A 21,794-nucleotide genomic window follows, 5' to 3' on the forward strand; every position below is an offset into this window, starting at 1 on the left:
CATGAGGATTTTTCTGGCCGGCGCGTCCGGCGTGATCGGGCAGCGGCTGATTCCCCGTCTGGTCGAGAGGGGGCACGTGGTCGGCGGCATGACCCGCTCGCCCGGCAAGACCGAGCTGCTGGCCCGGCTGGGGGCCGAGCCGATCCTGTGCGACGTCTTCGACCGGGAGGCCCTGATCAAGACGGTCGGCGACTTCGGCCCGGACGTCATCCTGAACGAACTGACCGACCTGCCCGACGAGGTGGAGAAGATCGGTGAGCACGGGGAGCTGAACGCCCGCATCCGGACCGAGGGCAACCAGAACCTGATCGAGGCGGCCCGGCGGAGCGGATCGCCGAAGATCCTCGCCCAGACCGTCGCCTGGAAGCTGCCCGACGGGCCCGACGCCGAGGCCGTCGTCGAGCTGGAGCGTTCCGTTCTCGCCGAGGGCGGCGTCGTGCTGAGCTACGGGCAGTTCTACGGGCCCGGCACCTACAACGAGCAGCAGATCCCGGCGGAGCCCCGCGTCCAGATCGACCACGCCGCCGACCGCACCGTGGAGCTGCTCGACGCGCCGTCGGGCGTCGTCGTCATCACCGACCGGCCCGCGTAGGAGCGGGGCACACTTCAGGGACCTGTCGTGTCACCTCAGGTAACCGCCCGGCCCCGCCCTGACCGGACCTCGCGGCAGGCGCAGCTGCCGGTGCTCTACGAACGGCAGTGGAATCTCTCGCCGTCGCTTCTCACGCTGGGTCGCTCTCCCACCACATCGGCTGGGGCCCGGGCCACCTCGTGTCGAATGCCCTGTTCCTGGTCGCCTCCGACCCCGCCCACCGGGGCATCGGGATCGGACGGGAACTCGTCCGGTTCGCGGGATCTGGCGCCCCTCCTGGTGACACCATGCGACTTCGTGGTCTATCACAGGGATCTCTGATCGTTCAGGACCGCGTCGGCCCCGCGCCGCCCCGACCCCAGCGCCCCCTGAATGGACCCCGTGTCCCGGTGGTCGCCGCAGACATAGAGCCCCTCCCCCAGACGGACCCGCCGGCGCAGGGGCATGGGCGGCGGCATCGCCGGCAGGGCCTCGGCGATCGCGTAGGTGGCGAGGTGACGCCAGCTCTGGACGTCCGAACCGTAGATCTCCTCCAGGCGGGCCCGCACGCGCGGTTCGTCGTCGTCGCCGGCCACGCCCAGCACCGACGTGGAGATGAGCGCCTCATCCGAGGCGCTGTATTCGGGGGCCGCGTCGGTCATGACCAAGGTGTCGGCGATGACGCCGTCGGCGTCGATCACCTGGGTGGCCTCGCCGAGCGGGGACCGGGGCGCGGCGTGGTAGAAGGTCGTGACGGCCCGCATGGCGGGTGTGGGCAGGTCGGGCAGCAACGCCCCGGCGGTGCTCGGGTCGGTGGCCACCACCACGGCGGCGGCGGGCAGCTCGCTCCCGTCGTCCAAGACCACTCCTGTGCCGCTGACCGCCCGCACCGGGCACCGCAGGCGCACGGCCTCGGCGGGAAGACGGCTGGCCAGCTGCGCCGGGACCTCGCCCATGCCCAGCGCCGGCACGCCGATGGTGCCGCGCACGAACGAGCGCCAGATCAGGTGGAAGACCCTGCTGGAGGTCTCCAGCTCCCGTTCCAGCAGCACGCCGGCCAGGAACGGCCGCATCAACCGGTTGACCATCACCGGTGACATGCCCCAGTGGCGGAGCTCGTCGAGGACGGTGCGCTCGGTGCCCGCCCGCAGCACCCCGGCGGGAAAGGCCAGGTCACGGGCGCTCACTGTGGCCAGGACCGCCTTGTCGACCAGCGTGCCGAGGTCGGCGGTCAGGCCGGTGAGGGCGTGCCGGGGATGCTTCCACGGCAGCATGACCCGTTCCCTGCCGGCGCCCGTGCGGAAGACCAGCATGCCGGAGTTGAAGGCGCGCAGCCGCAGCGCCTCGACGTCCAGGACGCGGGGCACCTCGGGATAGCCGGTGTTCAGCACCTGGAAGCCGCGATCGAGCCGGAAGCCGTCGACCACGTCGGTGCGCATCCGGCCGCCCACCCCCTCGGAGGCCTCCAGCACGGTGACGGGCACGCCCGATCGGTGCAGCCGCACCGCGCAGGCCAGCCCGGCCAGGCCCGCGCCGACCACGATCACCGGTTGCCGATCTCCGTATGCCATGAGCTGGTCCTACCCGAGAAATGCCCGTTTGACCTGTAGTGCACTACAGGTGGCACTGTGGACGCATGAGCGAGGTTCTGCTTCCCGAGGTCACCGTGGAAGTGCCGCCCGAGGGCCTGTCGATCAGCGAGGTGTCCCGGGTGACCGGGATCGGCGTCGAGGCCCTGCGGTACTACGAGCGCGAGGGGCTGCTCCTGGACCCCGCGCCGCGCGACGGCGGGGGCCGCAGGCGCTACCGCGAGGGTGACCTGGCCTGGCTCGGCGGCCTGGTCATGCTCCGCGAGACCGGCATGTCCATCGCCGACATCCGGGTCATGGCCGACCTGTGTCGCCGTGAGGGCACCGAGAAGGAGCGCCTGGAGCTGCTGACCCGGCACCGGGAACACGTGCTCGCCGAGGTACGGCGCACCCAGCGCCACCTGCGCGCCATCGAAGCGAAGATCACCAGATACGAGGCATCCATCACATGAACGACGTCAGTCTCGGCGCACTCCGCGTCTCCCCCCAGGGCCTCGGGGCCATGGGCATGAGCGCCTTCTACGGCACCCGCGACGAAGCCGAGGCCATCGCCACCCTCAACCGGGCCGTCGACCTCGGGGTCACCCACATCGACACGGCCGAGGCCTACGGCCCGTACGAGAACGAGAAGCTGATCGCCAAGGCGCTGGGGGCGCGCCGCGACGAGATCACCATCGCCACCAAGTTCGCCCTCGACTTCGAGAACGGCGCGGTGATGGACGGCAGCCCCGCCCACGTGCGCCGCGCCGTGGAACGTTCCCTGCGGCACCTGGAGATCGACGTGATCGACCTCTACTACCTGCACCGGGTCGACCCGGACGTACCGATCGAGGAGACCGTCGGCGCGATGGCCGACCTCGTCACGGCCGGGAAGGTCCGCCACCTGGGCCTGTCGGAGGCCGCCCCGGCCACCATCCGCCAGGCCCACGCGACCCACCCCATCGCGGCGGTGCAGTCGGAGCTGTCGCTGTTCGTCCCCGATCTGCTCCACAACGGCGTGAAGGACGTCCTGGACGAACTGGGCATCGGCCTGGTGGCCTTCTCCCCCATCGGGCGCGGCCTGCTGAGCGGCGCGATCCAGAAGGTCGACGATCTCGACCCCGACGACGCCCGCCGCACCCTCCCCTGGTTCACCCCGGAGAACATCGCCGCCAACCGGCATCTGGTCGACCGCGTCTCCGCCGTGGCCGCCGACCGGGGCGCGACCCCGGCGCAGATCTCGCTGGCCTGGGTCGCGGCGCAGGGCGCGGTCGCCATCCCGGGCACCAAGCGGCGGCGCTACCTGGAGGAGAACGCGGCGGCGATGGAGATCACCCTCACCGCCGCCGAACTGAAGGCCCTGGACGAGGCCGTCCCGGCCGGATCGGTCACGGGCGCCCGCGACACCCCCGCCGGCCTGGCCAGAAACCACCTGTAAGGCTCCGGAACGTTCGCCGAGGCGGCGAGTCCCGTCCCGGCGCGTCGGGCACCCAGAACCGCGATGGCACCGGTATGACTGATCCGGTGAAGGCCGTTGTGCTCGCCCGTTTCGGAGGGGTCGATGCGTTCGAGTTGCGCGACGTCTCCGTACCGCGACTCGAACCCCGTCAGGTGCGGGTGCGCGTCCATGCGACCGCCGTCAACCCGCTCGACTATCAGATCCGTCGCGGAGACTACGCGGATCAGGTGCCGCTCCCGGCGATCATCGGGTACGACGTCTCCGGCGTGATCGAGGAAGTCGGATCCCACGTGACCGAGTTCCGCGCCGGGGATGCGGTGTACTACACGCCCCGGATCTTCGGCGGCCCCGGCTCCTACGCCGAGCAGCACGTCGCCGACGTCGACCTCGTCAGCCGGAAGCCGGAGAACCTCAGCCACCTGGAGGCGGCGAGCCTGACCCTCGTCGGCGGAACGGTCTGGGAGGCCCTGGTGACGCGAGCTCGGCTCACCGTGGCGGAGACGATCCTCATCCATGGAGGCGCGGGCGGTGTCGGCACGATCGCGATCCAGATCGCGAAGGCGATCGGCGCACGAGTGATCACCACCGCGAAGGCAGGCGACCATGAGTTCGTGCGCTCTCTCGGAGCGGATGCGGCCATCGACTTCACTTCGACGGACTACGTCGAGGCCGTGGCCGAGATGACACGAGGCGAGGGGGTCGATGTCGTCTTCGACACGATCGGCGGCGACACGCTCACACGAAGCCCGCTGACGCTCGCCGACTTCGGACGCGTCGTCAGCATCGTCGACATCGCGCAGCCGCAGAACCTCATCGAGGCGTGGGGCAGGAACGCCGCCTATCACTTCGTCTTCACCCGACAGAACCGGGGAAAGCTGGACGCGCTCACCAGGCTGGTCGAGCGCGGTCTCGTGAAGCCGGTCATCGGCGCGACTCTGCCGCTCGCTCGCATGGGCGAGGCTCATGAACTCCTGGAGAACAGGCGGTCGTATGCACTGCGCGGCAAGGTCGCGATCGATGTGGCGGGCGAAACCGTCGCCAGGTGAGGTCCGGAGCGGCTACGACGCCATGGACGCGCGCAGGAGTCCCAAGGTGAGCGTGCCGTTGAGTTCCTCGAGGTTCCACTTCCCCGCCCGATAGGCGTGGTTGCTGATCCAGAACACCATCACGCCCTTGTCGAGGAACCGGGCGAGGTCGCCGTACGACCAGTCGTTGCCGCCGTCGTGCTCGACGACCCGGCCGTGATCGGTGCGCGGAAACACGCCCCAGCCGTAGCCGTAGTACAGCTTCGCCTTCCGGTCGACGACCACCTGCGCCCCGAACATCTCGGCCTTGGCCCGGCGGGACAGCACCGTGTCTCCCTCCAGCGCCCGGTGCCAGCGGTAGAGGTCGCGGGCGGTGGAGAGCATGCCGCCGTTGCCCCGCAGGTACCAGTAGGGGCCGTCGGCCGCCCACGGATGCTCGGTGGGCCGCCCTCGCCTCTTCCCCGTCTCGTCATACTCGACCGCGATCTGACCCCTCGCCCAGCGGGGCAGCACGTATCCCGTATGGGTCATGCCGGCGGGCGCGAACAGGTGCTCGGCCAGGAAGCGTTCGTACGACATGCCGGACACGCGCTCGATCACGGCGGCCAGCAGGCTGTAGCCGACGTTGGAGTAGTGGAACTCGGCTCCCGGCTTCGACCGCAGCGGCGAGGCCAGGGCGCGGCGCGTCATGGCGTCACGGGAGACGGGGTCGTAGTCGTCGCCGAGGTCGGACAGCCCTGAGGTGTGGGTCAGCAGATGGCGTACCGTGATCAGCCGCTTGTCGGCGGGCACCGGACCGAGGTGGACGGAGATCCGGTCGCTGGTGCGCAGCCTGCCCGTCATCTGCAGCTTCATGATCGCGGCGGCGGTGAACTGCTTGGTGATCGACATGATGTCGTAGGCCGTGTCGCACCCGGCCGGGATCCCGGCCTCACGATCGGCCGGCCCGAACCCGGCGCAGTGGACGAGCTCGCCGTCGCGGGCCACCGCCACGGTGCCGCCGGGGCCTCGCGGCATCGTCCGATCGAGGAACGACTCGATCCGCGGGTGGACCGGAGCAGTCGACAGCAGGACGCCGGCCAGTGCGGCGTGGAACCAGGTGGAGATCATGCGATCGACGCTGGCCGAGCCGCCGGCCGGTGAGCAAGGAATGTGCTGTTCCGGCTTGTGCGGATCTGTGCGACTCCGTTGTACTGCCTGGTTATGAGCTCAGACGCTTTGGCGGCACGTCCCGACCCGGCCGCCGCGCACACCGACGCCGAGTTCGTGGCGATGCTCCAACGGCTCAAGACCTGGTCTGGACGCAGCTACCGCGACATCCAGCTCCACGCGCAGCGAGCCGGCCACCACCTGCCCTATTCGACGGCGGCCGGGATGCTCAAGCGCCGGACGCTGCCCCGGCAGGAGGCGGTCACGGCGTTCGTCCTCGGCTGCGGCCTCGACGAACAGGCGGCCGCGGCGTGGCACACCGCCCGCACCCGGCTGGACCTGGGCCTGCCACCGGAACCGGAACCTGAGCCGGAACCGCAGCCGGAACCGGTGGACGTCCGGCCGCGGCGCCGCCGGTGGACGGCCGCCGGCGCGGCGCTGGCCGCGATCGCGGCCGCCCTGCTGGTCGTCGCCACCGTCGACCAGACCGAAGACGAGATCACCCTGTCCGGCGCCCCGGCACAGCACGGGCAGCCTCATCAGGTGAACCGCTGACTCTGCCCTTCGTGCACGTCGCCCACCCACTCCCAGCCGGGCTGGGCCGACGGGCCGATCCGGGGGTCGGCGGGGACGCCGCCGTCGCGCAGCGCGAGCACGTAGGCCCGATCCAGGTCGATCCGGGCCCGCACCTGGCCGGATCGGCCGACGGACCCGTGGCCCGGGATGACGACCTCGGCGTCGCCCGCGACGTCCTCGATCAGCCGCAGCGCGGTGAGGTAGTCGTCGATCGGGTCGACGGCGTCCTCCGCCTCGAACATCGGGATCAGGACGTCGGACAGCATGTCCCCGGCGACCAGGACGCCGCGTTCCTCGATCAGCAGCGCCGCGTGACCGGGGGCGTGTCCCTCGTGTTCGATGATCCGGACCCGGGGGCCGTCCCAGGGGATCCGGCCGGTTCCGGCGGGCAGGCCGGTGATCAGGCCGAGGAGGTCGAGCGGCACCTGCCCGGCGATCTCCGTCTCCAGCAGGTGGTCGGCGATGCGGTCTTTCGCGTTCGCGTCCGACAGCTCGTCGCGGATGGCGGCCGCGCAGCGCGCCGTGCCGTAGCGGGGCGCCCCACCGAGCCGGGGGTGCCAGAGCACGTGGTCCCAGTGCGGGTGCGTCGAGAAGCCCGCGACCACGGTCTGCCCCAGCTCCGCCAGGTCGCCCACAAGACAGTCGAGCTCGGCGGCGGTCAGCCCCGGGTCGACGAGCAGCACACCCTCCCGGCCTTGCACCACGACGCCGTTGCTCTGCAGGAACGCGCTTACGTGGACCAGCACGCCCTCGGCGACCTGTGTCAGCACGGGCTCTCCCCCTTCACGCCCAGGACGGCGTAGTGATGCATGGTGACGCCCTGCTCGAACGATCGCCGTTCGATCAGGTCGAGGTCGATCGGGCGGTCGTAGTCGTCGAACAGCGGCCTGCCGAAGCCGAGGATGGTGGGATGGGTGAAGAGCAGCAGCTCGTCGAGGAGCCCGGCCCGCAGCAGCTGGGTCGCCAGCGCGGCTCCGCCGACGCCGATGTCGCCGCCGGTCTCGGCCCGCAGGGCGGCGAGCCGCTCGATCGCGTCGTCTCCGCCGATGATCCGGGTGTTGTGGTCGGCGTCGCGGCGGGTGCGGGAGACGAGCACTTTGGGCTTGGACGTCCAGATCTCGCCGAATTCATGCATGAAGTCGGGCAGGGACGCGTCTTCGTGCGCCCGTGGCCAGAACTCCTCCATGACCTCGTAGTGGACGCGGCCGTGGACCAGGAGCGCGAGCGCCCGCGTCCGCGCGTTGGCCTCGCGGTGCAGTTCCTCGTGGATGCGCAGCCACTCGCCTGCGCCGTTGTCTCCGGGCACCTGTTCGATCCGCAGGTCGAGGGAGACCTGCATCGCATAGACGAAACGGCCCATCGGCCCCACCTCCCCAAGAGTGATTGTATTCTGCAACTACTATCGGCAGGGCGAAACGCCTGTCAAGGAGGGAATCGTGGAACCACGGTCCGGGTGTCCGATCAACGCCGCCGTCGAGGTGCTCGGCGACCGGTGGTCGCTGCTCGTGCTGCGCGACGTCATGTTCGGCGACCGCCGCCACTTCCGGGCGCTGCTCACCGGCTCGGCCGAGGGCATCGCCTCGAACATCCTCGCCGACCGCCTGGTACGGCTCGTCGAAGCGGGGATCCTCACCCGCGGCACCGCCGCACGCGGGCAGCGCGCCCGCTACAGCCTGACCGAAGCCGGCATCCAGACGCTGCCGATCATCTACGCCCTCGGCAACTGGGGCCTCGACTGGCTGCCCGGCAGCGACGAGCTCCGGAACCGCCAGCGGTTCATGCGCGACGAGGGCCCGGCGTTCGTCGAGGAGTTGATGGACGAGCTTCGCGTACGCCATCTCGACGCCCCGCCGAAGCTCCACGACGGCCCGGGCCCGTTCGAACGCGTCGTCAACTCCGGGGGCGTCTCCCCCGGATGACCTCCATGACGTCGTCGAACTCCGGCAGCCCCGCCGCCGGGTTCGGCAGCGGCGCCGCCTTCGTGGAGTGCGGCGGCTTGACCGGAAGACCGGTCCGCCAGCCGACGAAGTCGGTGACCGTGTTGCCCGAGGCGCGTTCCCTGGTCGCGTAGTGGCCCTGGTAGGCGGTGTCCCACATGACGTTGAACCGCACCGGGATCCCGGCCCGGTCGGTCAGCAGGTCCCACCACACCAGCGCCGGGCCGTACGACTCGTCGGGCTTGGTCTGGGCGAGCGCCCGGAAGGTCGGCGAGACGGCGTACAGGTCGTCGAAGGTGAGCTTGCCCCGCCACGAGTAAAGGTTCTTGTGCGAGCGCCCCAACGGGTCGATGAACACCGGCCCGGAGATGTACTTCTTCTCGTAGGTGTCCGAGAGAAGGCGCTGCAGGGTCTTCGGCTCGAAGATGTTGACGATCTGGTCGCCGAACGCGCCGCCGCTCACCGCCTTGCCCCGATAGGCCCAGGGCCGCCCCTTCGGCAGGGCCGGGGAGTAGAGCTTCCCGGCCGAGTAGTGCCGGCCGTTCGCCGTGACCGACCGGTGCGGGGACGTCTGGGCCAGGAGGCTCCTGGCCTGGAGGTCGCCGTTGGCCGCGTCCTCCTTGGCGATGGCGAGGGTGCCGTCGCGCTTGAACATGACCTTCCGGGTCAGGTTGGAGCCGACCACCCCGCCCGACCCGAACTGGAGCCAGCCCTTGCGCTCGAAGTGGTAGTCGAACAGGTGCATCATGCTGTTGATCTTGCGACCCCGGCCGCCCAGCATGACCGAACCCCACTCGATGACCTTCGCCGTGCGCTTCTGCGCCATCAGCCGCTGCACGGCCGCGACCGGGTCGGCGGCGGCCTCGGCGGGCAGCGGCACCAGGACGACGGAGGCGAGCACCGCGACGCCGATCCCGGCGATCTTTGACTTCACGGGTCCGCATCCTCCCACAGGAATCGGGGAGGAATGCGCCGCTGATCCCGAATGCCGAGCGGGGGGCCACGCACCCGTCAGTACGCGGCCCGACTGCTACGCGTACAGGAACCAGTAGCCGTGTTCCGGGACGCACTGGTAGGACGTCCACCAGCCCTCGGTGATGCCGAGGTTGCCCACCCGGTTGCAGTCCCAGTTGTAGTAGTAGACGTTGCGGAGTGTGGCCGCCTGCGCGGGCGCGGCGCCCACGGACAGCACGAAGCCGAATGCGAGCAGTGCGGAGACCATCAGTTTGCGCATGGCGCGAGAGTCGCATCCCGGCGGCCCCTCGGCCAGCGTGTTGATCTTGGGCTCGCGATGACCTGGACCGGTCTTCCGGCACGGCTGAAAGATTCACCTCCAGATTGCTAGCCTGACCCGGACAAACGTCCACAGGAGGTGCGATGCGCGCAGCGAGCGCCCGGATACTGACCTGTCTGACGTTGCTCGCGACCGCGATGGCCTGCGGCCAGGAGCCGCCGGCCCCCGCTGCGCGGATCACCGAAGAACCACGCGAAAGCGCCGTCGAGGAACACGTCGGGGTGGAGCTGACGCTCCCGGACGGGCGCCGGGTGGCGATGCAGTACAAGAACGGCCGCGGGCTCTTCGAGCAGCACTACACACCGGAGACCGGGACGTGGTCGGATCCTCTCCTCATCTACGGCACGAAGACCGACGCCTGCCAGAGCATCAAGCTCGGGGCCGAGAACGGCACGGTCACGGCGATCGCGAACTTCGGCCGCTACTGCTCGGACGGCGAGCCGCCCACCGAGTCCGTCGCCGCGGTGGCCGTGGGTGACCTCGGCACGTGGGAGCACCACCTGACCAGGAAGTTCGACGGCTGGGCGCGGGCCACCGTCGCCGACGACGGGCGGAAGGTCACGTTCGTCCGCAACGCCACCCATGTCCGGGTGAGGCTCGTCTGGACGGCGTCCGACGGCTTCTCCGACGCCGTGTTCACCTACTTGGAGTGATCGCCATGAGAACCCGGACGACGGCGCTGGCCGCCTGCCTGATCACCGTGGGCTGCGCCTCCCCGGCGACGAGCGCGCCCGTCGCGGTGGTCGCCGAGACGTGGGTCCGCGTCCCCGGTTTACCCGACGACGAGCGCTGGGAGCGGGGGCTGTACGACGTGAGCGCCATCGGCCCCGACCTGGCGTGGGCGGTCGGGTACACCGGCTGGGAGGACAACGTGGCGACGTCGCTGCGCGTCTGGAACGGGTCACGGTGGCAGTCGGTGCAGATGACGGGCATGAAGGGCGGCCTGGCGAGCGTCGACTCCGACGGCCCGCGCAACGCCTGGATGCTCAGCGGCGGCTTCCACGCGTCGTTCGCCCACCAGTGGGACGGCCGGACCTGGCGGCGGCACCAGCTCCCCACCTACGGGAGGGACGTCGCGGTCGACGGCCGCCGGGTGGCCGTGGTCACCGACGCCGACGTCCTGACCTGGAACGGCACCGCCTTCGTCCGGGAGACCAGGCTCGGCGACAAGCGGACCCGGCTCACCTCGGTGGACACCGAAGCCGGGCACACCTGGGTCGCCGGCTACCGCGACCCCGACCAGCCCGTCGTCTGGCACGGGCACCGGGGCAGGTACAAGACCACCCCCGCCCTGCCCAAGGGCCGCCTCAACCGGATCCTGCAGCTCGCCCCCGACGACGTCTGGGCGGTCGGCGGCGACGGCGAGAAACCCCTGCTGCTGCACTGGGACGGCCGGTCGTGGCAGCGGCCCGCCATCCCGCAGGTGCGGGGTGAGGTGAACAGCGTGACCGCCTTCGGCCCCGACGACGTCTGGTTCGCGGGCCGCGACCTCAGCCGGCCGGGGCACATCACCGTCCTGCACTGGGACGGCCGGACCTGGACTCAGGAGACGCCCCCGCAGGTCGGCACCGGCCTGCATGCGCAGATCGAGCGCATCCCCGGCACCTCCCGGCTGTGGCTGACGGTCAACGTCCTCAAGGGCGACTCCGAGAAGATCGCCACCTTCCGCCGGAAGTGACCTAGCGCTTGAGGTCCTTCTCGTCGATCACCTGGTCGGCTCGGGGCGCCGCGACCGAGACCCTGGCGCCCCAGTTGTAGAGACGGGTGTCGGAGACGTGGTCGACGATGCTGCCGCCGGGGACGGGCATCCGCATCGTGGCGTGCAGGCGGGTGACCAGGCCCTCCTTGTTGAGGGTGAACGCATAGGTGATCTTGGAGATCTGCCCGCTCTCGCTCTTGCCGCCGGGGCCGTACTGCTTGCGGAACACCGGGGAGAGCGCGGCCATCTTCGCGCTCGTGGTGGACCCCTTCACCACGCCCCCGCGGACCGAATCGGCCCTCGCGATCAGGGCCTTGACCGTGTCCGGCTCGAACACGCTGATGATGATCCCGTCGGGGACCGGGGGGATCGGCCGCTTCCGGACCCACGACTTGCCCTCGGGCAGCTCCCCGGCCCAGCGTCCCTGCATGTACGCCGCCTTCGGCAGCGAGATCACCCTGCCGGGGGCCTCAAGGAGCTTCCGCATCTCGCGCTCGTCCTTCTTCGAGTCGTCGAAGAAGCCCTTGTCGTAGCGCATCTTCTTGGTGAGATCGGACGCGAGCGCCCCCTTCGGACCGAACTGGATCACGCCGATCTCCTGGGTGACGCTCCCGTTCCCGCCCTTCACCTTCACCTGCTGCACCGTCTTGAACTTGACGCCCTGCCCGGCGACGAACCGCGCCTTCAGCGCCTTGATCGGATCGACCTTGGCCGCCGCCGGCGCCGCGGGCACCACCAGGGCGCTCACCAGCAACACTGTCCCCGCCATCACTCGCTTCATGCGCGAAAGTCTCACAAGGCCAGGTCACGGCATGATCACATACATCGCCCACCGATGTTCGATACCATCGAACAAATCCGGCGTGAGTCATGGGGAGATCAGGTGGCCAGGAGTGACCGGCGTGCCGACGACGGCGACAGTCAGCAGGTGCTGGTCGGCGCCCGGGTGCGGCAGTTCCGCACCGAGCGGGGGCTGACCCTGCGCGGGCTGTCGGCCCAGTCCGGGCTGTCGATCGGGTTCCTCTCCCAGGTCGAGCGGGGTGTCTCCTCCATCGGGCTGACGGCGCTCAACAGCCTCGCCAAGGCGCTCGACCGGCCGGTGCCGGAGTTCTTCAGCGCCGACGAGCCGGAGCCCCGGTCCGAGCCGGCCGCCGCGCCGCCGCACTTCACGCTGACCCGCCGCGACGACGGCGCGACCCAGTACGTCTCGGGCCAGACCACCTACCGCATGCTCTCCGACCGGGGCCCCGACCTGGTGCTGGAGCCGATGCTGGTGCACATCGCGCCCGGCGGCCGGCGCGAGGAGTCCTACGGTCACCGGGGCGAGGAGTTCGCCTACGTCGTGCACGGCGAGCTGCTCTACGAGGTCGACGGGGTCGAACACCGGCTGCTGCCGGGTGACAGCGTGCACCTGCGGTCGAGCGTGCCGCACCGGCTCTACAACGACACCGACGAAGTGACCACGGTGGTGTCCGTGGTCACCCCCCGGCTGTTCTGACGAGGGCTCTGTTCACTCTCACGTAACATCGCGGACGAGTTCCGCGTGATGGTGCACGATGGCCCAGCCCGTGGCCGACCGGCGCAGCACGTCGGTGACCCGGGTGTGCTCCGGCGGGCCGCCCGGCGCGACCGCGACCAGCACGTAACGGGCCACGGCGGTGTCGCCCCAGACGTCCACGCGCATCTCCCTGGCGCTCAGCGAGTCGAGCGACGGCCGCGCCCCGGCGGCGTCCCGCTGGGCGCGGTAGGCGTCGAGTTCGGCGCGGGTGCGCAGCGGGCCGGGCAGGTGGGTCTCCCAGGTGGTCACCTCGGGGTGGAGGTGGCTGTCGAACCGGGCGCGGTCGCCCGCCAGGAAGGCGTCGTACATGTCGTCGATGGCGGCGGCGACATCGGCGGCGGTGGTGCCGCGCGTGGTGACGTCGAAGCCGGTCACAGGGCGGCCCGGCCGTTCTGGTCGTCGCGGACGATCCGGCCGCCGGACATCACCCAGCGCACGCCCCGGAAGGCCGACGTCGACTCCAGCGGGTCGGCGTCCATGGCGATGAGGTCGGCGTACTTGCCGGGCTCGACGGTGCCGAGGTCGGCCTCCGCGCCGAGCCAGCGGATCGGGCCGAGGGTGCCGGCGTAGAGGGCGCGGGCGGGGCCGAGGCCGGCGTCCGACATGTGCTCCAGTTCGCGGACCGTGGCGTTGGTGCCCTCGAAGTCCCAGAACGGGGGCATGTCGCTGCCGAGCAGCACCTCCACGCCCGCCGCCAGGGCCAGGGCGTAGCTCTCCAGGTGGCGGGGGCCCGCGCCGAGCGAGCGCCGCTGCATCCACTCGGGTACGCCGAGCTCGTCGAAGAACGCCTTGCAGCGGGTGACCAGCAGGGTCGGCACGAGGGCGGTGCCCCGGGCGGCCATCGCGGCGACCACCTCGGGGGTCAGCTGGTAGCCGTGCTCGACGCAGTCGAGGCCGAGTTCGACGGCCTCGGCGATGACCGGGGCGGGGCCCGCGTGGGCGGTGACCTTGCGGCCCCAGGCGTGCGCGGTCTCGATGACGGCGGTCAGCTCGTCGGTGAAGAGCTGGCGGGTGTCGATGTCCTCGTGCTCGCCGGCGATGCCGCCGGAGATCATCACCTTGATCAGGTCGGCCCCGGCCTTGACCTGGCTGCGCACCCCCTGGCGGAAGCCGTCGGCGCCGTCGCACTCCAGGGTGTCGGTGCCCTCGTGGCCGTGGCCGCCGGTGGAGACCAGCGCGCGGCCCGCCGTGAAGATGCGCGGCCCGGCCGCGCGGCCGGCGGTGACGGCGCGGCGCAGCGCGAAGTCGGCGTGGTCCTTCTCGGCGACGCAGCGGACCGTGGTCACCCCGCAGAGCAGGGTGCGCCGGGCTCCGTCGGCCATGTAGAAGGCCAGGTCGTGCGGGCTCAGCCCCTTGACCGCGTCGCCGCCCTGACCGGGCAGCGACAGGGACAGGTGGGTGTGCATGTTGGCCAGGCCGGGCGTCACGAACGCGCCGCCCAGGTCGACCCGCCGATGGTCTCGCCCGGCCTCGGCCAGGACGTCGTCGGCGGGGCCGACGGCGGCGATGCGGTCGCCGCGGACCCACACCGCCGCGTCGCGCAGTGGGGCGACGCCGTCAAGGACGCGGGCGTCGACCACCGTGCAGCCGGTCAGCACGGTCGAGTTCATGAAGGGTTCTTCCTTTCATACAGGTCATGGGCCGCCTCGGCGGAGACGTAGCCTTCGGCGAGGTCGTCTTGGACGGCCGCGGGGTCGCGGTCGCGGGGGTCGCCGTGGCCGCCGCCCCCGGCCGTGAGGACGGTGACGCGGTCGCCGGGCGACACGGCGGTGCGGCGGGTGCTGACGCGGTGTTCGCGGTCGGTGCCGGGGAAGACGATCACCTGGTTGGGTTCGGGCTCGTGCCCGCCGTCGAGGGCCCAGGGGCGGGAGCGGGTCTTCTTGATCACCGACAGGAACTCGCCCTCGGTGACGAACCGGATGTCCCGGCGCAGGCCGGGGCCGCCGCGGAAGCGGCCCGCTCCCCCGGAGTCGGTGCGGATCTCCAGGCGCTCGAAGAACATCCCGGTCCTGGCCTCCAGGACCTCGATCGGCGTCATCCGCGCCTGGGTCTGGGCCAGGTGGTTGGCCGGGCCGATGCCGTCGTGGTGCGGCGTGCCGCCCCACCCGACCGGCTCGTTGTTGCTGACCGCGAACAGCTTGCCGGTGTCGGGGTGGACGCCGACCATCATGAAACCCGGCACGTCGCCCCCGGAGGAGGCGGGCAGCCGGTCGGGCATGCCCTGCGCGAGGGCCTTGTAGATGAGTTCGAGCGCCACCGTGCCGGTCCACTGGGTGAAGGTCGCCGCCGGGTAGACCGCGTGGAAGATCGTGCCGGGTTCGGCCCGGACGGTCAGGGCGGTGAAGTGACCGGCGTTGGCGGCCTCGCCGGGCGTCGTGATCGCCTTGAACGCGACCCGCGCGGTGGCGATGGTGGCCCCGAGGGGCAGGTTCACCGGGCCGGCCACGGCGGGCGAGGAACCGGCGAAGTCGACGACGCAGGTCCCGTCGGCGATGGTGACGGTGACCCGCATCTTCACGGGGTCGCCGGTGACGCCGTCGTCGTCGAGCCAGTCCTCGGCGGTCCACGAACCCTGCGGCAGCGCGGCCAGGGCGTCGGCGGTGGACGCCTCGGCCACCTCGATCACGGTGTCGATCACCTCGGCGACGGTGTCGCGGCCATACCGGACGCTCAGGTCGACCAGGCGGCGCTCACCCATGCGCAGGGCGGCGATCTGGGCGTGCAGGTCGCCGAGCACCTCGTTCGGCATGCGCGAGTTGAACCGGATCAGCTCGTGGATCTCATGCACCGGTTCGCCCCGGGAGACGACCTTCGTCCCGGGGAAGATCAGCCCTTCCTGGTGCATGTCGATCGAATCGAGGACGTAGCCGGGGTCTTTGGCGCCCAGGTCCATCCAGTGCGCCCGCACGCAGACGAAGCCGATCAGCTCGTCGTCGAAGACGGGGGCGAACAGGGTCGCGTCGTAGGAGTGGGCGGCGTTCCAGTACGGATAGTTCATCAGCACCACGTCGCCGGGATGCAGGTTCCCGACGCCGACGTACTCCACGCCCTTGCGGACGGAGTAGTCGTTGGCGCCCAGGAACCGGCTCAGGCCGGTCGACTCGGCGACCAGGCGCAGCCGGGGGTCGTAGATCGAGATGCCGAAGTCGTGCACCTCGTAGATGACGGGGTTGAAGGAGGTGCGGACCAGCGTGGCCCGCATCTCCTCGGCCACCGAGACCAGGTGGCTGCGGACGACCTCGACGGTGGTGCCGTCAGTCATCGACGTCCACTCCGTAGAGGTCGCGGGCCGCCTGCGGGGAGACGTAGCCTTCGGCGACGTCGTCGCGGACGGCCGCCGGGTCGCGGTCGCGGGGGTCGCCGTGGCCGCCGCCGCCCGCGGTGAGCAGGGTGGCGCGGTCGCCCGGCGACACGGGGGTGCGGCGGGTGCTGACCCGCTCCTCGCGGTCGGTGCCGGGGAACACGATGACTTGGTTGGGTTCGGGCTCGCAGCCGCCGTCGAGGGCCCAGGGGCGGGTGCGGGTCTTCTTGATGACCGACAGGAACTCGCCCTCGGTGACGAAGCGGATGTCGCGGCGCAGGCCCGCGCCGCCCCGGTGCCTTCCCGCCCCGCCCGAGTCGGTGCGGATCTCGACCCGCTCGAAGAACATCCCGGTCTTGGCCTCCAGGACCTCGATCGGGGTGGTGCGGCCGGTGCTGCCGGAGACGTGCGTGGCGGCGTGCATGCCGTCGTGGTCGGGGGTCGCGCCCCAGCCGACCGGGTCGTTGTTGCTGACCGCGAACAGCTTCCCGGTGTCGGGGTGGACGCCGACCATCATGAAGCCCGGCACGTCACCCCCGGAGGAGGCCGCCAGCCGGTCGGGCATGCCCTGGGCCAGGGCCTTGAGGATCAGCTCCACCGCGACGATGCCGGTCCACAGGGTGAAGGTCGGCTGCGGGTAGACGGCGTGGAACAGCGTCCCCGGCTCGGCCTTCACCACCAGCGGCGCGACGGTGCCCTCGTTGGAGGGCTGGTCGGCCGAGGTGAGCGACTTGAGCACGACCTTGCAGATCGCCTCGGTCGCGCCGTAGGGCATGTTGATCGGGCCGGCCGTCGCCGGGGCGGAACCGGCGAAGTCGACGGTGAACCCGCCGTCGTCGATGGTGACGGTGACCTGCATCTTCACCGGGTCGTCGGTGATGCCGTCGTCGTCGACCCAGTCGACCGCCGTCCACGAGCCCTGCGGCAGGGCGGCCAGCGCGGCGCGGGTGCGCGCCTCGCCGTCGGCGATGATCCGCTCGACGGCTGCCTCGACGGTGGGGCGGCCGAACTTGGCGAGGATCTCCAGGAAGCGGCGCTCACCGGTGCGCAGGGCGGCGATCTGGGCGTGCAGATCGCCGAGCACCTCGTTCGGCATGCGCGAGTTGAACCGGATCAGCTCGTGGATCTCCCGCACCGGCTCGCCCCGGGAGACGACCTTCGTCCCGGGGAAGATCAGGCCTTCCTGGTGCATGTCGGTCGAGTCGAGCACGTAGCCCGGGTCTTTCGCGCCCAGGTCCATCCAGTGGGCCCGCACACACAGGAAGCCGACCAGGTCGGCGCCCTCGAAGACCGGCGCGAACAGGGTCGCGTCGTAGGCGTGGGCGGAGTTCCAGTACGGATAGTTCATCAGCACCACGTCGCCCGGGTGCAGGTTCTCCCTGCCGACGTACTCCACGCCCCTGCGGAGGGCGAAGTCGTTGGCGCCGAGGAAGAAGGTGAGGCCGGTGGCCTCGGCGATCAGGCGCAGGTCGGCGTCGTACATCGACATGCCGAAGTCGTGCACCTCGTAGATGACGGGGTTGAAGGAGGTGCGCACCAGGGTGGCGCGCATCTCCTCGGCCGCCGACAGCAGGTAGCTGCGCACGACCTCCACGGTCGCGCCGTCGAGCGGGGTCATCACGCCTCCTCGTCGAGGGTCACCAGCAGGTGGCCGAATTCGTCGACCTCGACCCGCTGGCCGCTGGGCACCACGGTGGTGGAGGTGCCCTCGTCGACCAGGGCCGGGCCCGCGAACGTGTCGCCGGGCGCGAGGTCGGCCCGGTCGTACACCGCGAAGGAGGTCAGCGTTCGGGTGCCGAAGTCGTAGGCCCGGCGGTACGCCGGCGCGAGGTCCTTCTCGCGGCGGGGCGGGCGGGTCAGTTCGGGGCGCTCGGCCCGGCCGATGCCGCGTACGCGCAGGTTGAGGATCTGGAGCCGGTTGTCCATGGCGTGGCCGTAGCGGGCGCGGTGCAGTTCCTCGAAGGCGACCCGGACGGTCTCGGCGTCGAGGTCACGGCCGACCGGGACCGTCAGCGTGTGCTCCTGGCCCAGGTAGCGCAGTTCGAGCTGCCGCTCCAGGATCGCCAGGTCGGCGGGGATGCCCTGCTCCTTCAGGGAGGCCACCGCCTCGGCCTCCACCTCGCCGAAGCGTCCCTCCAGGCCGGCGAGGTCGATGTCGTCGAGGGTCGCCATGACGGTCCGGGAGAAGTCGCCGACGATGTCGGCCGACAGCATGCCCCAGGCCGAGAAGCCCGAGGGCGCGAACGGCACGACCACCTCGCGGATGCCCATCTCCCTGGCCAGCAGCGGGGCCAGCAGCGGCCCGGCCCCGCCGAAGGCGAGCAGCGAGAAGACCCGGGGGTCGTGGCCGCGCTCGACGGTGATCTGCCGGACCGCGCCGACCGTCTTGGCCAGCAGCACGTCGAACACCCCGGCGGCGGCCGACTCGACCGGCAGCCCGAGCGGCCCGGCGATCTGCTCCTCCAGCGCCGCGCGGGCGGCGTCGGCGTGCAGGCCCATCTCGCCGCCGAGGAACCGGTCGGGGTCGACGTAGCCGAGGACGACGGCGGCGTCGGTGACCGTGGGGCGGGTGCCGCCCCGGCCGTAGGAGACCGGGCCCGGGTCGGCCCCGGCGCTCTCGGGGCCGACCTTGAGCAGGCCCCGGTCCAGCCAGGCGATCGAGCCGCCGCCCGCGCCGATGGTGCGGATGTCGTACGTCGGGATGAGCAGCGGGAAGTGTTCGAGCTGGGCCTCGTAGGCGGCCACCGCCGAGCCGCGCTCGATGACGCAGGCGTCCAGCGAGGTGCCGCCGATGTCGAAGGTCAGCAGGTAGTCGCGCTGGAGGGCGTCGGCCAGGTAGGCCGCGCCGACGATGCCCCCGGCCGGGCCGGACAGCACCGTGTGGGTGGGCGAGGTCTTGGCCACCGAGGAGGTCATCGAGCCGCCGCCCGAGCGCATGATGAGGAACCGGCCGCCGAAGCCGCGCGCGGCCAGCCCGGCCTCCAGCTCGTCGACGTAGCTCTCGAAGATGGGCCGGATGTAGGCCTCCAGCACGGTGGTGCTGGTGCGTTCGTACTCGCGGTACTCGCGCACGATGTCGGTGGACAGCGACAGGCTGACCTGCGGGTACGCCTCGCGGATGACGGCCGCCGCCTCCCGTTCGTGGACCGGGTCGAGGTAGGAGTGCAGGAAGCAGACGGCGATGCCGTGCACGCCGTGCTCCTCGACGAGGGTGCGGGCCGCCGCGCGCACGCTGTCGGGGTCGAGGTCCTCCACGACGCGGCCCCGGTAGTCGAGCCGTCCTCTGACGCCCGCCGTGTGGCGGCGGCGGACCAGGCTCTCGGGGCGTTCGTACTGGAAGTCGTACATGTGGTCGGGCGGTACGTTGCCCCGGCCGATGAGGAAGACGTCCCGGAAGCCCTCGTTGGTGATGATGCCGGTCGGGCCGCCCCGGCGCTCCAGCACGGCGTTCAGGCCGAGGGTGGTGCCGTGGATGAACAGCTCCACGCGGGACAGGTCGGTGCCCAGCGCCTCGATCGCGTTGAGCACGCCCTCCCACGGCCGGGCCGGGGTGGTGGAGGCCTTGCGGAACCTGACCCGGTTGGTGCGCGAGTCGAGCTCCATCGCGTCGACGAAGGTGCCCCCGATGTCGACGGCCAGCCGGATGGTGCGGTCAGACACGGATGTCACTACCTTTCAGCAGGTCGGGGATCTCGGGCACCCGCCAGCAGGCCACCTGGGCGGTCCCGTGCGGCCGGAGCTGCTGCTCCTCGGTACGGCAGCGGTCGGCCGCGAACGGGCAGCGCGCGGCCAGCGGGCACCCGGTGGCGGCGGCCTCGGTGTCGTCGAGATCTTCGGTGAGCGTCACCTTCGGCCCGGAGAAGCCGGAGCCGAGGCTGGGCGCGCTCGACAGCAGCGCCCGGGTGTAGGGGTGGCGTGGGCGGCCGAAGACCTCCTCGACCGGGCCCTCCTCGACGATCCGGCCGAGGTAGAGCACGATCACCCGGTCGGCGAAGCCGCGCACGGTGGCCAGGTCGTGCGAGATGAAGACCGAGCCCCGCGACGGGTCGCGCACCACGTCGGCGATCACGTCGAGGATCTGCGCCTGCACGGTGACGTCGAGCGCCGAGGTGGGTTCGTCGAAGACGAGCACGTCGGGTTCCCCGGCGAGCGCGCGGGCGATGCAGACGCGCTGCGCCTGCCCGCCCGACAGTTCGTGGGGGTGGCGGGCCAGCATCGAGCGGTCGATCTTCAGTCGGTCGGCCACGGCGGCGACCCGCTCGGCCCGCTGAGCCGCCGGCAGGCCGAGGGCCCGGAGCGGTTCGGCGATGGCCTCGGCGACGGTGCGGCGCGGGCTGAGCGACCCGATCGGGTCCTGGAACACCATCTGGACGCGGGTCCGCAACCGGCGCAGCTCACGTCCGCGCAGGTCGGACATGCGCGACCCGGCCACCCGCACGTCGCCGCGCGCCGCCGGAACCAGGCCGAGCAGCAGCTTGGCCAGGGTGCTCTTGCCGCAGCCGCTCTCCCCCACCACGCCGAGCGTCTCACCCGCCGCCACCCGCAGGCTGACCCCGCGCAGCGCGGCGTGGCCGCCCTTGCCGAACCGGCTGCGGTAGACCACGTGGGCGTCGTCGACCTCCAGCACGGCCCGCTCCGCCGCCGTCGCCCGCGCAGGGGTGGCGGCGGGCTCTTCGAAGGCGAGTTCGTCGGTACGCGGATGGAAGCAGGCCAGGCTCCATTCGTCGGTGGCGCCCGGCACCGGGGTCGGGAGAGGCCGGTCGACGGAGCACTCGGCGGTGGCGTGCGCGCAGCGCGGCGCGAACGGGCACTCGCGCGGGGCCGCCTTCAGCAGCGGCATCGCGCCCGGCGTGGCGACGACCGCGCGGCCGTCGACGTCGGGGACCGACCGCAGCAGCGCCCGCGTGTACGGGTGGGCGGGCCGCCCCAGCACCCGCGCGGCCGGGCCGCTCTCCACCACGGTGCCCGCGTAGAGCACCACGACGCGGTCGCACACGTCGGCGACGGAGGCCAGGTCGTGTGAGATGAGCAGCACTCCCCGGCCGTCGGTGTCGGCGGCGTGCCGGAACTGGCGCAGGATCTCCCTGGTCAGCGTCACGTCGAGGCCGGTGGTCGGCTCGTCGGCGATGAGCAGGCCGGGGGCGCAGCCGGTGGCCAGCGAGATCATCACCCGCTGGGCCATGCCGCCCGACAGCTCGTGCGGGTAGGCGCCCAGCCGCCGCCGGGGCGAGCGGATGCCGACGGCGGCGAACTGCTCCTCGGCGGCCCGCCGCGCCTCGGTCTCGGTCAGCCGCTGGTGGGTGATCAGGCGGTCGGTGAGCTGGCGGCCCACGGTTCGGGTCGGGCTCAGCGCGCCGCGCGGGTTCTGGAAGCAGATGGCCGCGCCGTGCCCCCGGTGGCGGCGCAGCGCGTCGTCGTCCATGCGGAGCACGTCGTCGCCCTCGAAGCGGACCGCGCCGGTGGCGTGGGACCCGCCCGGGAGCAGCCCGACGATCGAGCGGGCGACCATGCTCTTGCCGCCGCCGCTCTCTCCGACCAGGCCGACCACCTCGCCCCGGCCGACCCGCAGCGTGACGTCGCTGAGCGCGGCCACCTCGCGGCCGGGACGGCGGATGACGACCGACAGATTCTCGATCGAGAGCAGGTCAGGGTCCACG

At 71.5% G+C, this 21,794-nt stretch carries 22 protein-coding genes; 9 read left to right on the top strand and 13 right to left on the bottom strand.

Going from position 1 to position 21,794, the window contains the following annotated elements; translation table 11 throughout:
* Position 1 precedes the first annotated feature (1 nt).
* Positions 2–592, top strand: a complete 591-nt coding sequence (locus FDA94_RS01730) for an NAD-dependent epimerase/dehydratase family protein (RefSeq protein ID WP_137245214.1) — start codon at positions 2–4, stop codon at positions 590–592.
* 305 nt (positions 593–897) lie between these two features.
* Here FDA94_RS01730 and FDA94_RS01735 read toward each other — a convergent pair whose 3' ends face one another.
* Complete coding sequence (locus tag FDA94_RS01735; RefSeq protein ID WP_137245215.1) at positions 898–2,142, bottom strand: NAD(P)/FAD-dependent oxidoreductase; 1,245 nt, start codon at positions 2,140–2,142, stop codon at positions 898–900.
* 65 nt (positions 2,143–2,207) lie between these two features.
* Here FDA94_RS01735 and FDA94_RS01740 point away from each other — a divergent pair, with 65 nt between their 5' ends.
* From FDA94_RS01740 to FDA94_RS01750, 3 genes are all read left to right on the top strand, one after another.
* Positions 2,208–2,612, top strand: a complete 405-nt coding sequence (locus FDA94_RS01740; protein ID WP_137245216.1) for a MerR family transcriptional regulator — start codon at positions 2,208–2,210, stop codon at positions 2,610–2,612.
* On the top strand, positions 2,609–3,577 hold the full coding sequence (locus FDA94_RS01745; RefSeq protein ID WP_137245217.1) for an aldo/keto reductase: 969 nt from the start codon (positions 2,609–2,611) through the stop codon (positions 3,575–3,577). The genes FDA94_RS01740 and FDA94_RS01745 overlap by 4 nt, the downstream gene beginning before the upstream one ends.
* Positions 3,578–3,651: 74 nt before the next feature.
* A complete protein-coding gene (locus tag FDA94_RS01750) occupies positions 3,652–4,644 on the top strand; it encodes a zinc-dependent alcohol dehydrogenase family protein (RefSeq protein ID WP_137245218.1) in 993 nt (330 codons plus the stop codon).
* Positions 4,645–4,656: 12 nt separating this feature from the next.
* On the opposite strand, the gene FDA94_RS01755 is transcribed toward FDA94_RS01750, so the two are convergent.
* Entirely contained in the window at positions 4,657–5,733 is a 1,077-nt protein-coding gene (locus FDA94_RS01755; protein ID WP_137245219.1) for a serine hydrolase domain-containing protein, read from the bottom strand.
* Positions 5,734–5,826: 93 nt separating this feature from the next.
* Here FDA94_RS01755 and FDA94_RS01760 point away from each other — a divergent pair, with 93 nt between their 5' ends.
* Complete coding sequence (locus tag FDA94_RS01760; RefSeq protein ID WP_137245220.1) at positions 5,827–6,327, top strand: hypothetical protein; 501 nt, start codon at positions 5,827–5,829, stop codon at positions 6,325–6,327.
* Here the strand turns inward: FDA94_RS01760 and FDA94_RS01765 are convergent.
* Together FDA94_RS01765 and FDA94_RS01770 are read right to left on the bottom strand one after the other, a co-directional pair.
* The gene (locus tag FDA94_RS01765; protein WP_137245221.1) at positions 6,312–7,118 is read right to left on the bottom strand and encodes an MBL fold metallo-hydrolase; all 807 of its coding nucleotides are present in this window, start codon (positions 7,116–7,118) and stop codon (positions 6,312–6,314) included. The two genes, FDA94_RS01760 and FDA94_RS01765, sit on opposite strands and share 16 nt — an antisense overlap.
* Positions 7,112–7,708, bottom strand: coding sequence for a dihydrofolate reductase family protein (locus tag FDA94_RS01770; RefSeq protein WP_137245222.1), 597 nt, complete (start codon positions 7,706–7,708; stop codon positions 7,112–7,114). Before FDA94_RS01770 ends, FDA94_RS01765 begins: the two co-directional genes overlap by 7 nt.
* A 76-nt stretch (positions 7,709–7,784) precedes the next feature.
* On the opposite strand from FDA94_RS01770, the gene FDA94_RS01775 reads away from it, so the two are divergent.
* Complete coding sequence (locus tag FDA94_RS01775; RefSeq protein WP_137245223.1) at positions 7,785–8,267, top strand: winged helix-turn-helix transcriptional regulator; 483 nt, start codon at positions 7,785–7,787, stop codon at positions 8,265–8,267.
* Here the strand turns inward: FDA94_RS01775 and FDA94_RS01780 are convergent.
* Both FDA94_RS01780 and FDA94_RS01785 read right to left on the bottom strand, forming a co-directional pair.
* Positions 8,239–9,219: a hypothetical protein gene (locus FDA94_RS01780; RefSeq protein WP_137245224.1), complete on the bottom strand. Its 981-nt coding sequence runs from the start codon at positions 9,217–9,219 to the stop codon at positions 8,239–8,241. The two genes, FDA94_RS01775 and FDA94_RS01780, sit on opposite strands and share 29 nt — an antisense overlap.
* 96 nt (positions 9,220–9,315) lie before the next feature.
* The gene (locus FDA94_RS01785; RefSeq protein ID WP_062339263.1) at positions 9,316–9,519 is read right to left on the bottom strand and encodes a hypothetical protein; all 204 of its coding nucleotides are present in this window, start codon (positions 9,517–9,519) and stop codon (positions 9,316–9,318) included.
* Between the two features lie 143 nt (positions 9,520–9,662).
* Between FDA94_RS01785 and FDA94_RS39790 the strand changes: the two genes are divergently transcribed.
* Together FDA94_RS39790 and FDA94_RS01795 are read left to right on the top strand one after the other, a co-directional pair.
* Complete coding sequence (locus FDA94_RS39790) at positions 9,663–10,232, top strand: hypothetical protein (RefSeq protein ID WP_212735112.1); 570 nt, start codon at positions 9,663–9,665, stop codon at positions 10,230–10,232.
* 5 nt (positions 10,233–10,237) lie between these two features.
* Positions 10,238–11,257, top strand: coding sequence for a hypothetical protein (locus FDA94_RS01795; RefSeq protein WP_137245225.1), 1,020 nt, complete (start codon positions 10,238–10,240; stop codon positions 11,255–11,257).
* 1 nt (position 11,258) lies between these two features.
* Here the strand turns inward: FDA94_RS01795 and FDA94_RS01800 are convergent, their stop codons facing one another.
* Positions 11,259–12,059, bottom strand: a complete 801-nt coding sequence (locus FDA94_RS01800) for a hypothetical protein (RefSeq protein ID WP_137245226.1) — start codon at positions 12,057–12,059, stop codon at positions 11,259–11,261.
* A 102-nt stretch (positions 12,060–12,161) separates the two neighbouring features.
* Here FDA94_RS01800 and FDA94_RS01805 point away from each other — a divergent pair, with 102 nt between their 5' ends.
* On the top strand, positions 12,162–12,776 hold the full coding sequence (locus tag FDA94_RS01805; RefSeq protein WP_212735113.1) for a helix-turn-helix domain-containing protein: 615 nt from the start codon (positions 12,162–12,164) through the stop codon (positions 12,774–12,776).
* Positions 12,777–12,794: 18 nt separating this feature from the next.
* Here the strand turns inward: FDA94_RS01805 and FDA94_RS01810 are convergent, their stop codons facing one another.
* From FDA94_RS01810 to FDA94_RS01835, 6 genes are read right to left on the bottom strand one after another with little or no spacing between them, the layout of a single operon-like run.
* A complete protein-coding gene (locus FDA94_RS01810; RefSeq protein ID WP_212735114.1) occupies positions 12,795–13,211 on the bottom strand; it encodes a nuclear transport factor 2 family protein in 417 nt (138 codons plus the stop codon).
* Complete coding sequence (locus FDA94_RS01815; RefSeq protein WP_137245228.1) at positions 13,208–14,446, bottom strand: amidohydrolase family protein; 1,239 nt, start codon at positions 14,444–14,446, stop codon at positions 13,208–13,210. The genes FDA94_RS01810 and FDA94_RS01815 overlap by 4 nt, the downstream gene beginning before the upstream one ends.
* A complete protein-coding gene (locus tag FDA94_RS01820) occupies positions 14,443–16,098 on the bottom strand; it encodes a hydantoinase B/oxoprolinase family protein (RefSeq protein ID WP_137245229.1) in 1,656 nt (551 codons plus the stop codon). Before FDA94_RS01820 ends, FDA94_RS01815 begins: the two co-directional genes overlap by 4 nt.
* A complete protein-coding gene (locus FDA94_RS01825; RefSeq protein ID WP_137245230.1) occupies positions 16,091–17,755 on the bottom strand; it encodes a hydantoinase B/oxoprolinase family protein in 1,665 nt (554 codons plus the stop codon). The genes FDA94_RS01820 and FDA94_RS01825 overlap by 8 nt, the downstream gene beginning before the upstream one ends.
* The gene (locus FDA94_RS01830; RefSeq protein WP_137245231.1) at positions 17,755–19,797 is read right to left on the bottom strand and encodes a hydantoinase/oxoprolinase family protein; all 2,043 of its coding nucleotides are present in this window, start codon (positions 19,795–19,797) and stop codon (positions 17,755–17,757) included. The genes FDA94_RS01825 and FDA94_RS01830 overlap by 1 nt, the downstream gene beginning before the upstream one ends.
* Entirely contained in the window at positions 19,790–21,793 is a 2,004-nt protein-coding gene (locus FDA94_RS01835) for an ABC transporter ATP-binding protein (protein WP_212735118.1), read from the bottom strand. Before FDA94_RS01835 ends, FDA94_RS01830 begins: the two co-directional genes overlap by 8 nt.
* Between the last annotated feature and the right edge of the window lies 1 nt (position 21,794).

It is taken from the genome of Herbidospora galbida (assembly GCF_005233835.1).
Lineage (GTDB): Bacteria > Actinomycetota > Actinomycetes > Streptosporangiales > Streptosporangiaceae > Herbidospora > Herbidospora galbida.